This is a genomic window from Streptomyces sp. CoH27 (assembly GCF_020181035.1).
Taxonomy (GTDB): domain Bacteria; phylum Actinomycetota; class Actinomycetes; order Streptomycetales; family Streptomycetaceae; genus Streptomyces; species Streptomyces camelliae.
The window spans coordinates 383,911-397,384 of record NZ_JAIQYY010000004.1 but is presented as its reverse complement, the minus strand read 5'-3'; the positions used below and the strand labels follow the sequence as shown (position 1 = coordinate 397,384).

Sequence of the window (13,474 nt, the reverse complement as noted above, 5' to 3'; positions counted from 1 at the left end):
GCGCGGCCGGCTGCTCGGCGGCGCCCATCACGATCCGCACGCCCTGCTGGGCGCCCACCCGGTGCCGGGCGGCACCCTGTTCCGGGCGCTGCGCCCGAACGCCCGCGCGGTGAACGTCGTCGCCGACGGCACCCGGCACCCGCTGGTGTCCGAGGGCGGCGGACTGTTCGCGGCCGTGCTGCCGTTCCCGGGGATCCCGGAGTCGTACACGCTGCTGGTGACGTACGACGACACCGAGCAGGAGGTACACGATCCGTACCGCTTCCTGCCCGCCCTCGGCGAGCTGGATCTGCATCTGATCCGGGAGGGCCGGCACGAGCAGCTGTGGCAGGCGCTCGGCGCCGAGCCGATGACGCACCAGGGGGTGACCGGCACCCGCTTCACCGTGTGGGCGCCGAACGCCCAGGGGGTGCGGGTGGCCGGGGACTTCACCTACTGGGACGGCACTCAGTACCCGATGCGCTCGCTCGGCGCGTCCGGGGTGTGGGAGCTGTTCCTGCCCGGGATCGGCGAGGGCGCCCGCTACAAGTTCGAGATCACCTCCCGGCACGGCCACCGGTTCCTCAAGGCCGACCCGATGGCGCGGCGCACCGAGGTGCCGCCGGACACGGCGTCGGTCGTCGCGGTGTCCCGCTACGAGTGGGGCGACGCTCAGTGGCTGGCCCACCGGGGCGACACGCCCGTGCACCAGGCGCCGTTCTCGGTGTACGAGGTCCATCTGCCCTCCTGGCGGCCGGGCCTGACATATCGTCAGCTGGCTCAGGAACTCCCCGCGTATGTCAAGGACTTGGGCTTCACCCATGTGGAGCTGATGCCGGTCGCGGGGCATCCGTTCAGCGGGTCGTGGGGTTACCAGGTCACCTCGTACTACGCGCCGACGCCCCGGCTCGGCTCTCCCGACGACTTCAAGTACCTGGTGGACAGGCTGCATCAGGCCGGGCTCGGCGTGATCATGGACTGGGTGCCGGCGCACTTCCCGAAGGACGACTGGGCGCTGGCCCGGTTCGACGGGGAGCCGCTGTACGAGCCCGGGGACTGGCGGCGGGCGGAGCATCCGGACTGGGGGACGTACGAGTTCGACTTCGGGCGGACCGAGGTGCGCAACTTCCTCGTGGCCAACGCCGTGTACTGGTGCCAGGAGTTCCACATCGACGGGCTGCGGGTGGACGCCGTCGCCTCGATGCTCTACCTGGACTACTCGCGGGACTCCGGGCAGTGGGAGCCGAACGTCTTCGGCGGGCGGGAGGACCTGGACGCGGTCGCCTTCCTGCAGGAGATGAACGCGACGGTCTACCGGCGCTGCCCGGGGGTGGTGACGATCGCGGAGGAGTCCACCGCGTGGGACGGGGTGACCCGGCCGACGGACAGCGGCGGGCTCGGCTTCGGGCTGAAGTGGAACATGGGCTGGATGCACGACTCGCTGGAGTACGTGCAGAAGGAGCCGGTGCACCGCAAGTACCACCACGACGAGATGACGTTCTCGATGGTGTACGCGTACAGCGAGAACTACGTCCTGCCGATCTCCCACGACGAGGTCGTGCACGGCAAGCAGGCACTGGTGTCGAAGATGCCGGGCGACTGGTGGCAGCGGCGCGCGAACCACCGGGCCTACCTCGGCTTCATGTGGGCCCACCCCGGCAAGCAACTCCTCTTCATGGGGCAGGAGTTCGCGCAGGGGGCGGAGTGGTCCGAGGCGCACGGCCCCGAGTGGTGGCTGCTCGGCGACGACTACCACTCGGCGGGCGACCACCGGGGTGTCCAGGATCTCGTACGGGACCTGAACACCAGGTACCGGGCGACGCCGGCCCTGTGGCAGCGGGACACCGATCCGGGCGGTTTCCACTGGGTGCTGTGTGACGCGGCGGACGACAACGTATTCGCGTTCCTCCGGTTCGACGCCGAGGGTTCCGCCCTGCTGGCGGTCTCGAACTTCTCCCCCGTGGTCCGCGACGCCTACCGCCTGTGGGTTCCGGATCCCTTCCCGGCCTGGCAGGAGACCCTGAACACGGACGACACGCGCTATGGCGGCAGCGGTGTCGGCGCCGGGGCCCCCGGGGTTCCTTTCCGGCCGAAGGACGGGTTTGTGCGGGTCACGCTGCCGCCGCTCGCCACTGTCTGGTTGACGCCCGTGCCCTGAACTCGCAGGAGTCGGGCGGACGCCCGAGGGGCAGTCAGGGTCGTACGGACTCTCGTCTGCCCCTCGTGGCCTGAACAGAAGGGCGGCCCCACGTGCGCACTGTCGGTGTGGAGGAGGAACTTCTTCTGGTCGATCCGGACACCGGCGAGCCGAAGGCACTGTCGGCCGCCGTCCTCACCCGGGCCGTCCAGGAGGATCCCGGGCAGAACCTGTTCCAGCTGGAGCTGTTCGGACAGATGCTGGAATTCGCCACGCGTCCGCACACGGACATGGCGGACCTCGGCGCCGATGTCGTGCGCTCCCGCAAGGAGGCGGCCCGGCTCGCGGGCGAGGTGGGCTGCTCGGTCGCCGCGCTGGCCACCTGCCCGATGCCGGTCACCGGCGCGCTCACCCCGAACGACCGTTACCGGTGGATGGCAGAGCAGTACGGGATCGCCACCCAGGACTGGCTCGTGTGCGGGTGTCACGCGCATGTGGCGGTGGAGTCCGACGAGGAGGGCGTCGCCGTCCTCGACCGGCTGCGGCCGTGGCTGCCCGTGCTGCGCGCGCTCAGCGCCAACTCGCCGTACTGGCAGGGCCGGGACACCGGGTACGTCAGCTTTCGCAGCCGACTGTGGAGCCGCTGTCCGTCGGCGGGGCCGACCGAGTTGTTCGGCTCGCCCGCGCGCTATCACGGGCAGGTGGCGGAGATGGTGGCCAGCGGGGTCATCCTCGACCAGGGGATGGTGTACTTCGACGCGCGGCTGTCCGCGAAGTACCCGACGGTGGAGATCCGGGTGGCGGACGTGTGCCTGCGCGCCGAGACCACCATGTTGCTCGCCACCCTGGCCCGCGCCCTGGTGGAGACGGCCGCCCGGGAGTGGCGGGCCGGGCGGCCGGCGCCCGACCACAGTGTGAGCCTGCTCCGGCTGGCCGCCTGGCACGCCGCCCACACCGGCCTGGACCGGGAGCTGCTCGACCCCCTGACGATGCGGCCCCGGCCCGCGCCCGAGGTGGTGCGCACCCTGCTGGAGCACAGCGGGGAGGCGCTCGCCGACAGCGGGGACACAGCCCTGGCCGAGGAGGCCGTCGACGAGCTGCTGCACCGGGGCACGGGCGCGCGCGAGCAGCTCCGGCTGATGGAGCGCACGGGCAGCCTGCGCGAGGTCGTCACCGAGTGCGTCCGGCGCACCCAGGGCTGAGCGCCGAGAGCTGAGCGATCCGCCGTCGGGGGACGCACCTCGCCAGGAACGGACACGGCCAGGTCATCAACCGATCACGACTTCCCCGTTCGCTCCACCGAACGCGCTCACCTCGGCTACATTCGAGCACCGCCGACCACAGAGCCGATCGGCGGTGTGACCCTCCGTACCTCCAGGAGCAGCGCATGCGCGACGTCGCCCTCGCTCCCGCCGTTGCCCCACCGCTCACCGGGGGCCTCGCCGACAGCGTCTTCGACACCGCGGAGCGCAGCCCCGCGCTGCCGCTCCTCGCCCACCGCGCGGACCCCGCGGCCACCGTGTGGCAGGAGGTGACCGCGATCGAGCTGCGGGACGAGGTGGTCGACCTGGCCAAGGGATTGGTCGCGGCCGGGATCTCGCCCGGGAACCGGGTGGCCGTGATGGCCCGCACCCGCTACGAGTGGACCGTCTTCGCCCATGCGCTGTGGGCCGTGGGCGCGGAGGTGGTGCCGGTCCATCCGTCCTCCTCGCGCGAGCAGGTCGAGTGGATCCTGCGGGACGCCGGCTGTGTGGCCGTGGTCGTGGAGGACGAGCAGGGCGTCATGACCGTCGGCACGGTGTGCACCCGCCTGCCCCGGCTGCGCCATGTGTGGCAGCTGGACGCGGGGGCGCTGCCCGGCCTCGTCCAGCAGGGCGCGACGGTGCCGTACACCACCGTGGAGTCGCTGCGCCGGATCGTACTGCCGGACGCCACCGCGGCCGTCGTCTACACCTCGGGCACCTCGGGCCGTCCCCAGGGCTGCGCGCTGAGCCACCGCGGCCTGGCCTACCCCTGTGACACCGTGCTGGCCGGCTGGTTGCACACGGCCGCACCGCCGGGCGAACAGCCGTCGGTGCTGGCCTTCCTGCCGTTCTCGCATGTGTACGGCATCATGATCATGCTCACGTGTGTCCGTGGCGGTGTGCTGATGGCGCACGAGCCGGAGCTGTCCGAGACCGCGCTGGCGTCGGCGCTCGGCACGTTCCGGCCGACGTATCTGTACGGCGTGCCGTCGGTGTTCGAGAAGCTGTACAAGAACTTCCTGCGCGCGGCCGGACAGGCGGGCCGGGGCACCCTGTTCGAGCGGGCCGCGCAGACCGCGCGGGACTTCGCCGCGGCCGAGGAGCGCCGGCGGCTGGGCACCGGGCCGGGTCCCGGGCTCGACCTGCGGCTGCAGCACGCGCTGTTCGAGCGGACGGTGTACCGCAGGCTGCGCGCGGCGCTCGGTGGCCGGGTGGTGCGCGGCACCTCCGGCGGCTCCTCGCTCAGCCGTGAACTGACCCTGTTCTACGAGGGCATGGGGATCGTCGTCAACGACGGCTACGGGCTCACCGAGGCCTCCGGCGGGATCACCATGCAGCCGCTCGGCCGGGCGAAGTCCGGGACCGTGGGCCGGCCGCTGCCCGGCACGGAGGTGCAGGTGGCCGACGACGGGGAGATCCTGGTGCGCGGCCCGTCGGTGTTCCAGGGGTACGTCGGCGACGAGGCGGCGACCCGGGCCGTGCTGCGCGGCGGCTGGCTGGCCACCGGGGACATCGGACGGCTGGACTCCGAGGGCTATCTGACGATCACCGGGCGCAAGAAGGACGTCATCGTCACGAGCGGCGGCAAGAGCGTGGCCCCGGCCCTGCTGGAGCAGCGGCTGCGCATGCACCCGCTGGTCCACCAGGCCGTCGTGCTCGGTGACGACCGTCCCTGTGTCGGCGCGCTGATCACGCTGGACCCGGAGTTCCTCGCGCACTGGCGGGGCACGCTGGCGCTGCACGGCGAGGGCCCCGGCCGGGAGAGCCGTGAGGAGAACGCGCTGCGGGAGGAGATCGCCCGTGCCGTGGCCTCCGCGAACAGCGCCGTCTCCCGTGCGGAGTCCATCCGGGTCCACCGCGTCCTGCCGGAGCCGTTCGCCGCGACGGCCGGCCTGCTCACCCCGTCGATGAAGCTGCGCCGGGACGCGATCGTGCGCCACTACGCCGCCGAGATCGACGCGATGTACCGGGCGCGCTCGCGGGCCGGGCGGGGTGTGCCGGAGCCGGCGGACTGGGACGAGCCGGACGACGTCTTCCGCTGAGCGGAGGCACCCGTTCCGCTGAGCGGACACGGTCGGACCGGATCGGCATGTGTGCGACGAGTATCTGTGTGAAAAACCGGTTACTCGCCCCGATGTGGGGGCATGCTGGAGCCCACGCGTTCGTCTGCCTGCCACACCCCAGCTGGCGGAACGGCTCGGGTCACGGTGGGATCGAAGGGTGTGTGTGCAGCGATCCAGGGCACGCGAACGGCGTCGAGTCGGACCGCCTGGAGCCGCAGAAAGGGATGAACACCGTGACACGACCCAGGATCCTGGTGGTTGGCGCAGGCTTCGCCGGAGTCGAGTGCGTCCGCCGCCTGGAGCGGAAGCTCGCCCCCGACGAGGCCGACGTCACCCTGGTGACGCCGTTCTCCTACCAGCTCTATCTGCCGCTGCTGCCCCAGGTCGCCTCGGGTGTGCTCACCCCGCAGTCGATCGCCCTCAGCCTGCGCCGCAGCAAGAAGTACCGCACCCGGATCCTGCCGGGCGCCGCGATCGGCGTGGACCTGAAGGCCAAGGTGTGCGTCGTACGCACCATCAACGACACGGTCGTCGACGAGCCGTACGACTACATCGTGCTCGCCCCGGGCAGCGTGACCCGCACCTTCGACATCCCGGGGCTGACCGAGCACGCCTTCGGGATGAAGACCCTCGCCGAGGCCGCCTACCTCCGCGACCACGTCATCACCCAGCTGGACCTCGCCGACGCCTGCGACGACCCGGTCGAGCGGGCCGCGCGACTGCAGTTCGTGGTGGTGGGCGGCGGATACGCCGGCACCGAGACCGCCGCCTGTCTGCAACGGCTCACCCACGCCGCCGTACAGCGCTATCCGCGCATCGACCCCGGCCTGATCAAGTGGCATCTCATCGACATCGCGCCGCGTCTGATGCCGGAGCTCGGCGAGAAGCTCGGGCGCAGCGCGCAGGAGATCCTGCGCCGGCGCGGTATCGACGTCTCGCTCGGGGTGTCGGTCGAGAAGGCCGGCGCCGAGGAAGTCACGTTCACCGACGGCCGGGTGGTGCCGACGCACACGCTGATCTGGACGGCCGGTGTGGTCGCCAGCCCGCTGATCGGCACGCTCGGCGCGGAGACGGTGCGCGGCCGGCTGGCGGTCACCGCGGAGATGACCGTGCCCGGGCACGACGGGGTGTTCGCCCTCGGGGACGCGGCCGCCGTGCCCGACCTCGCCAAGGACGAGTCGGGCGCGGTCTGCCCGCCCACCGCGCAGCACGCCATGCGGCAGGGCAAGAAGGCCGCCGACAACGTCATCGCGACCCTGCGCGGCGAGACCCTGACGCCGTACGTGCACAGGGACCTGGGACTCGTCGTGGACCTCGGCGGCAAGGACGCGGTGTCCAAGCCGCTGGGCGTCGAGCTGCGCGGGGTGCCCGCCCAGGCGGTCGCCCGCGGCTACCACTGGTCGGCGCTGCGCACCAACGTGGCCAAGACCAGGGTGATGACCAACTGGCTGCTGAACGCCGTCGGCGGCGACGACTTCGTCCGCACCGGCTTCCAGGCCCACAGGTCCGGCCGGCTGAAGGACTTCGAGCACACGGACGCGTATCTGACCCCGGAGCAGCTGCGGGCCCGGGTGGAGGGCTGGGCGGGCGGGAGTTCCTGACCGGTCCCCACCGGGTGGCGTTCCTCCGATCACGACGTGCGATGCTGGGACGGAGATCGATTTCTGGCACGGGAGAGAGCGCGGCGGCGTGAAGGCAGCGGGACGGTCGGGGCGGGTACGGATGCGGGACCGGCTCGCGGCGTCCGATCCCGGGCTGCTGCGGCTGACCGCGGGGTTGCGCACGGTCACCGCGATCGCCCTCACCCTCGCCGTCCTGGCCGCCCTGCGGGTGCCGGTGCCGCATCTGGTCGCCGGTGCCATGGCGGCGATGGTGTCGACCTTCGCCATCCGGGAGAAGTCGCGCGCCCAGCAGGCGGTCACGCTCGCGCTCGGCCTGCCGGTGGCGCTGGCCTCGGTGTCGCTGGGCGCGCTGCTGAACCAACGGGTCGTCGTCGGCGACCTGTTCTTCGTCGTGCTCATCTTCGCCGCGGTCTACGGCCGGCGCTTCGGTGACCGCGGTACGGCGCTGGGGCTGATCGGCTTCCAGATCTACTTCCTGTCGCTGTTCGTCCACGCGACCACCGCCGTGCTGCCCGCGCTGTACGGGGTCATCTGCGTGGCGTTCGCGTGCAGCGCCCTCGCGCGGTTCGTGCTGCTGCCGCAGACCCCGGCGGGCACCCTGGACCGGCTGCGGCGGGCGTTCCGCGCCCGGCTCGCCCAGCTGATCGCCGTACAGGCCGAGTTGCTGGACGCCGGGCCGGACGCGGTCGACAAGGTGCTGGAAGAACTGCGCGCCGCCACCGCCCGGCTGCACGAGACGGCGCTGATGATCCAGGGGCGGCTGGAGGACGGCACCTCCGACCCGGCGGTGGCGCGGCTGCTGCAGCGCCGGATCGCCGACGCCGAGATCGCCTCCGAGCGGCTCGGCCTGCTGCTGCTCACCGCGCGCAGCGCCGAGCGGACCGACACCCTCACCCTGCATCTGCCCGGCGCCCACCTGCCCTCCGGCGGCTCGCTGCCGGTGCGGGACGAGGCGACGGCGGCGCTGCGAAGGGACCTTCAGGCGCTGCGGCTGCTGATGCTGCGGCCGGTCGGCGAGGCCCGGGGCACCGCGCTCGCCCATCTGCGCAACCGGCTGCTCGGGTACCGCGAGGAGGACAACCTGCCGAAGGCCTCCCCGGCCGTGCAGGACGTCTTCCGCGGTCTCGGCGAGGCCGCGCGGGCCGCGCTCGGTCTGCGGGTCGCCCTGGACGGGGCGCAGGACGAGTCGGACGACAGCCCGGCGACCACCCGTTCACGGGAGGAGCTGGACGCGGAGGACGCCGCAATCGGGGCGGGCGAGGAGCGCGAGGCCGAGAAGGCGGAGCCGACCGGGCTCAGGCGTCCCACCACACGGGCCGCGGTGCAGGTGGCCGTCGGCTCCTCGCTGGCCATCGCGGGCGGCGAGCTGCTGTCCAGCCACCGCTGGTACTGGGCGGTGCTGACCTGCTGGATCGTGTTCATCAACACCGCCTCCACCGGCGAGATCCTGGTGAAGGGCTACCGCCGGCTGCTGGGCACGGTGCTCGGCGTGGTGGCCGGCATCGGGCTCGCCGGGCTGGTCGGGCACCACACATGGACGGCGTTCGCGCTGGTGCTGGTGTTCGTCTTCGCGATGTTCTACACGGCGCCCCTGTCGTACACGCTGATGTCGTTCTTCGTGACGGCGGCGCTGGGGCTGCTGTACACGCTGCTGAACACCTACAGCCTGTCGGTGCTGGTGCTGCGGGTGGAGGAGACGGCGCTCGGCGCGGCCTGCGGGGTGATCGCGGCGGCGGTGGTGCTGCCGATCCACACCGACCGCCGGACCAACGAGCTGCTCGTCGAGGTGCTGGACCGGCTGGCCGGGGTCGCCCGGGCCGCCGTCGACCAGCTGAGCGGCGGGGCGGGCGCCGACCTGGTGGAGCATGCGCGCGAGCTGGACCAGGCACTGGCCGATCTGCGCGCGGCCATCGACCCGCTGACGCATCCGATCACCCCGCTGCGCTCACGCCGGGACACCGCCCGGTACGTCGTGGCGCTGCTGGAGACCTGCGCCTATCACGCGCGTTCCCTCGCGGCCACGGCCGAGCTGCTGCCGACGCACCCCTCGATCGCCGCGGATCCCCGGCTGAGCGGGGCGTGTGCGCGGATGCTGCGCAACATCGAGGCGATCGCGGCCCATGTCGCCGACCCCCGCTCCGCGGCTGCCATCGAGACCGGTCCGAGCATCGCCTCGATGCTCGAGCCGGGCACCCTGCGCACCCCGCGCTACGGCCGGGTGACCGACCGGGTGCTGCGCCATCTCCAGCGCCTGGACGAGGCGGTCTCGGGTCTGGCCCGGCCGCTGGGCGTGCCCCGGCCGGGCGCCGACGCGGGCTCGGGCTCGGGCGCGAAGGTGAAACAGGTCACGTGACCCGCTCCTGATGATGCTCCGGCATATCAAATGGTTTATCGTTCACACATACGTGATGCCGGAGCGGACCGGAACCGTCCTTCCCTCCCACTGCGCGTCACCACAAGCGGCCCTGGCTGGCCTCCCCCGTCCAGCCAGGGCTTTTCACTCCCCGCGCGCCACCGGACAGGTGATCCGGCGCGGACATACCCCACCTTCGAGGTGCCCCGTACGGCGGCAGCGGCTGAAATGGGCTTACGGACATCACCCGGAACCGCCGCCGGCGAGGAGCCCCGTGCCATGACCAAAGCGATCAAACTGCTCACCGCCCTGCCCCAGCAGCAGCGCGAGCGCCTGATGGAGCTGGCCCAGGAGGTCTCCTTCCCGGAGGACACCCGCATCTTCGAGGCGGGCGGCACCGCCGACCGGTTCTGGGTGATCCGCTCCGGCGCGGTCCATCTGGACCAGCAGGTCACCTCCCGGCAGCGGGTGACGGTGGCCACGCTCGGCGCGGGCGACCTGCTCGGCTGGTCCTGGCTGTTCCCGCCGTACGAGTGGGACTTCGGCGCGGTGGCCTTCACCGACGTACGGGCCTATCAGTTCGACGGGCCCGCGGTGCTCGCGCTGTGCGTGGAGGATCCGCTGCTCGGACTGTCGCTGGTGCGGACGGTGGCCGAGGTCCTCGCGGGCCGCCTGGAGACGACCCGCGGCAAGCTGCTGGACCAGTACGCGATCCGGCGGCGCGGCGGCCCTCTCTGAAGCCGGACCTCAGATCCGGTAGCGGCGCAGCGCCGGGAACGTGGCGGCCAGGGTCAGCATCACCACGACGACCAGGGCGCCGCCGCCCGCCACCGCCGCCCGCGGGCCGAAGGCGGAGCCGGCGGTGCCGTGCAGCACGTCGGCCAGGCGGGGTCCGCCCGCGACGACGACCGTGAACACGCCCTGCATCCGGCCGCGCATCTCGTCGGTCGCGGCGGACAGCAGGATCGCGCCGCGGAACACCATCGAGACCATGTCGGCGACCCCGGCCAGGGCGAGGAAGGCCATCGCCACCCAGAGGTTCCCGCTCAGCCCGGCCCCGGCGACGGCCACGCCCCAGCCGGCCACCGCCCCGATCACCATCCAGCCGTGCCGGCGGGCCCGCGAGAACACCCCGGAGAACAGTCCGCCGAGCACCGCGCCGACCGGGATCCCGGCGAACAGCACGCCGAGCGCGAGCCCCTCGCCGTAGGAGTGGTAGGTCTCCGCGGCCAGCTGCGGGAACAGGGCGCGGGGCATGCCGAGGACCATGGCGACGATGTCGGCGAGGAAGGACAGCAGCAGCACCGTGTGCCGGGAGATGTAGCGGAAGCCCTCGGCTATCGCGCGTATCCCGGCCCGGCGGGCGGCGCCGTCACCGAGCGGCGGCAGCGCAGGCAGCCGGTGGACGGCCCAGACGGTGACGCAGAGCGCGAGGGCGTCGATGAGATACAGCTCCGGCAGCCCGATGACCGGGATGAGCACACCGGCGAGCAGGGGACCCGCGACCAGTCCGGTCTGTGTGACCGTGGACCCGAGGGCGTTCGCGGCGGCCAGTTCCCCGGCGGGCACCAGCCGGGCGATGGAGGCGTTGCGGGCCGGGGAGTTGAGGCCGAAGAAGGCCTGCTGGAGCGCGAGCAGCACCATCAGGACCGCGACCGAGCCGAGACCGGTGACCGCCTGCGCCCCAGCAGCGAGGTCACCGCGATGCCGCTGTTGGTGACCAGCAGCAGCTTGCGCCGGTCCACGGTGTCGGCGACCGCCCCGCCCCACAGCGCGAACGCCACCATGGGCACGAGTCCGGCCAGGCTCGCGTAGCCGACCCAGGCCGAGGAGTGCGTGATGTCGTAGATCTGCTTGGGTACGGCGACGGCGGTGAGCTGGCTGCCCACGGCCGTGACGATGGTCGACGTCCACAGGCGCCGGTAGGCGGGGATGCGCAGGGGGCGGGTGTCCATCGCCCAGCGGCGCCAGCCACGCCGGGGCGGAGGCGCCGCCTCCTGGTCCGTCGCGGAACCGGGTTCGGTGCTGCTGCGCTCACTCGTGTCCACGGATGTCCTGGTTGCTCGCTACATCTTTTCCGTTCGCGAGGCTGACTATCTCAGGAAGTCCCGTGTGTGCCGAACGGTTTGTCTCAGGATCCGGCCATGAGCATGACGCCGAGGACCAGCATGGTGACGGCGACCAGGCCGTCCAGCACCCGCCAGGCGGCGGGCCGGGCCAGGAAGCGGCCGAGCAGCCGGGCGCCGAAGCCGAGCGTGGTGAACCAGCACAGGCTGGCGAGCGCGGCGCCGAGCCCGAAGGTCCAGCGCAGCGCCCCCCGGTCGGCGGCGAGGGAGCCGAGCAGGAACACCGTGTCCAGGTACACGTGCGGGTTGAGCCAGGTCAGCGCCAGGCAGGTGAGCACGGCCCGGCGCCGGGAACCGGCCGCCTCCCCCTCGGTGCTCAGTCCGGCCGTACCGGGCCGGAGCACCCGGCGGGCGGCGAGGGCGCCGTAGCAGAGCAGGAAGGCGCCGCCGATGATCCCGACCGCGCGGACCGCGCCCGGCCAGGCCACCACGACCGCCCCGACGCCGCCGACGCCCAGCGCGATGAGCACCGCGTCGGAGAGCGCGCAGATGCCGACCACGGCGAGCACGGCGTCCCGGCGCGCCCCCTGGCGCAGGACGAAGGCGTTCTGGGCGCCGATGGCGACGATCAGGGAGAGTCCGCTGCCGAATCCGGCGATCGCGGCGGTCAGTGCGTGGTTCATGCCGTCGACGCTAGGAGACACACGTCATACAAGTACAGCTAAAGATTCTTACGTATCATTAGCTTTCATGATGGCAGAGCTTCCCCTGGACCAGGTGCGGACGCTGCTCGCCGTGGTGGACGAGGGCACCTTCGACGCCGCCGCCGCGGCCCTGCATGTGACCCCGTCCGCGGTCAGCCAGCGGGTCAAGGCGCTGGAGCAGCGCACGGGCCGGGTCCTGCTGCAGCGCACCAAGCCGGTGCGGCCCACGGATTCCGGGGCGGTGCTGGTGCGGTTCGCCCGGCAGCTGGCCAGGCTGGAGCGGGACGCGTGGGGTGAGCTGGGGCTGAGCGGCGCCGGGGAGCCGACCCGGGTGTCGGTCGCGGTGAACGCGGACTCGCTGGCGACCTGGTTCCTGCCGGCGCTGACCCGGGTGCCGGGGCTCTGCTTCGAACTGCACCGGGAGGACGAGTCCCACACGGCAGCGCTGCTGCGCGAGGGGCTGGTGATGGCGGCGGTGACCACGTTGCCCGACCCCGTGCCGGGCTGCACGGTCCGCCCGCTCGGCCGGATGCGCTATCTGCCGGTCGCCGCACCGGACTTCGCCGAGCGGCAGCTGGCCGGTCCGCTGCCGGAGCTGCTGCCCGCGGCCCCGGTGGTGGTCTTCGACCGCAAGGACGACTTCCAGGACTCCTTCGTACGCCGGCTGGGCCGTGGGGCCGCGAGCCCCCTGCGCCACTACGTGCCCACCTCGGACGGGTTCGTCGCCGCGGTCGCCGCGGGCCTCGGCTGGGGCATGGTCCCCGAGTCCCAGGCGGGGCCGCTGCTGGCGGAGGGCCGGCTGACGGTGCTCGCCCCGAGGACGTGGGTGGACGTCACCCTGTACTGGCAGCAGTGGAGGCTCGACTCCCCCGCGCTGGCCGCCCTGGCCGACGCGGTGACGGCGACGGCGGCTCAGGCACTGCGGGGCTGACGCGTCCGGACACCGGAATCGTGCCGTCCGACCGGTGCCCGGACGGCCGCCGGCGCAGTACGGTGTCCGGACGGTGGCGCGGTGGACGGCGGCCCACCCGCCCGTCGCCCCCGACTCCGCGCTCCCGGTGCCCGGTCGGGCACGGGTGTCCCTCGGCCCAGGCCCGGTCACCGGGCTTCCCCCCAGGGCCCGTTCGCCCCGTTGGCCGACCTGTTGAGCGCGTACGGCGCCCTCGCGGGCCCGTAGCCGCGCCCGTGTCCGGATCGCGGCCGTCGCGCGATTCCCGCCGATTGCGCTGTTTCACATCGCGTCGAGCGGTCAGCCGAATCCTCAGAACAGCTTTCGACCGGCACGGACGACTTCGATCCCATCCAG

General features: G+C 72.6%; 8 protein-coding genes and 1 pseudogene. 7 read left to right on the top strand and 2 right to left on the bottom strand.

The features are described from left to right. The 6 genes from glgB to LE548_RS08840 all read left to right on the top strand — a co-directional run. Positions 1 to 2,137, top strand: a 2,137-nt coding sequence (gene glgB, locus LE548_RS08865; protein WP_225096105.1) for a 1,4-alpha-glucan branching enzyme, incomplete at its 5' end; no start/stop codon positions are given. 92 nt (positions 2,138 to 2,229) lie between these two features. Then, positions 2,230 to 3,318 carry a glutamate--cysteine ligase gene (locus tag LE548_RS08860; RefSeq protein ID WP_225096104.1) on the top strand — a complete coding sequence of 363 codons (1,089 nt, stop codon included), beginning with the start codon at positions 2,230 to 2,232 and terminating at the stop codon, positions 3,316 to 3,318. A 185-nt stretch (positions 3,319 to 3,503) separates the two neighbouring features. Continuing rightward, positions 3,504 to 5,402 (top strand): long-chain fatty acid--CoA ligase, encoded by a 1,899-nt coding sequence (locus LE548_RS08855; RefSeq protein ID WP_225096103.1) that lies wholly within the window; start codon positions 3,504 to 3,506, stop codon positions 5,400 to 5,402. Positions 5,403 to 5,647: 245 nt separating this feature from the next. After that, on the top strand, positions 5,648 to 7,024 hold the full coding sequence (locus LE548_RS08850) for an NAD(P)/FAD-dependent oxidoreductase (protein WP_225096102.1): 1,377 nt from the start codon (positions 5,648 to 5,650) through the stop codon (positions 7,022 to 7,024). A 121-nt stretch (positions 7,025 to 7,145) separates the two neighbouring features. Continuing rightward, on the top strand, positions 7,146 to 9,398 hold the full coding sequence (locus LE548_RS08845) for an FUSC family protein (protein ID WP_225096125.1): 2,253 nt from the start codon (positions 7,146 to 7,148) through the stop codon (positions 9,396 to 9,398). A 279-nt stretch (positions 9,399 to 9,677) separates the two neighbouring features. Further along, positions 9,678 to 10,136: a cyclic nucleotide-binding domain-containing protein gene (locus LE548_RS08840; RefSeq protein WP_225096101.1), complete on the top strand. Its 459-nt coding sequence runs from the start codon at positions 9,678 to 9,680 to the stop codon at positions 10,134 to 10,136. Positions 10,137 to 10,145: 9 nt separating this feature from the next. Here LE548_RS08840 and LE548_RS08835 read toward each other — a convergent pair. Next, positions 10,146 to 11,446, bottom strand: a pseudogene (locus LE548_RS08835) (MFS transporter). 83 nt (positions 11,447 to 11,529) lie between these two features. After that, positions 11,530 to 12,147: a LysE/ArgO family amino acid transporter gene (locus LE548_RS08830; protein ID WP_225096100.1), complete on the bottom strand. Its 618-nt coding sequence runs from the start codon at positions 12,145 to 12,147 to the stop codon at positions 11,530 to 11,532. Positions 12,148 to 12,214: 67 nt separating this feature from the next. Between LE548_RS08830 and LE548_RS08825 the strand changes: the two genes are divergently transcribed. Then, positions 12,215 to 13,099: a LysR family transcriptional regulator ArgP gene (locus tag LE548_RS08825; RefSeq protein ID WP_225096099.1), complete on the top strand. Its 885-nt coding sequence runs from the start codon at positions 12,215 to 12,217 to the stop codon at positions 13,097 to 13,099. Positions 13,100 to 13,474 lie beyond the last annotated feature (375 nt).

Coding starts and splice junctions, on each gene's coding strand:
- LE548_RS08855 (WP_225096103.1), top strand. CDS start 3,504: ATGCGCGACGTCGCCCTCGCTCCCGCCGTTGCCCCACCGCTCACCGGG.
- LE548_RS08830 (WP_225096100.1), bottom strand. CDS start 12,147: ATGAACCACGCACTGACCGCCGCGATCGCCGGATTCGGCAGCGGACTC.
- LE548_RS08850 (WP_225096102.1), top strand. CDS start 5,648: ATGAACACCGTGACACGACCCAGGATCCTGGTGGTTGGCGCAGGCTTC.
- LE548_RS08825 (WP_225096099.1), top strand. CDS start 12,215: ATGATGGCAGAGCTTCCCCTGGACCAGGTGCGGACGCTGCTCGCCGTG.
- LE548_RS08840 (WP_225096101.1), top strand. CDS start 9,678: ATGACCAAAGCGATCAAACTGCTCACCGCCCTGCCCCAGCAGCAGCGC.
- LE548_RS08845 (WP_225096125.1), top strand. CDS start 7,146: ATGCGGGACCGGCTCGCGGCGTCCGATCCCGGGCTGCTGCGGCTGACC.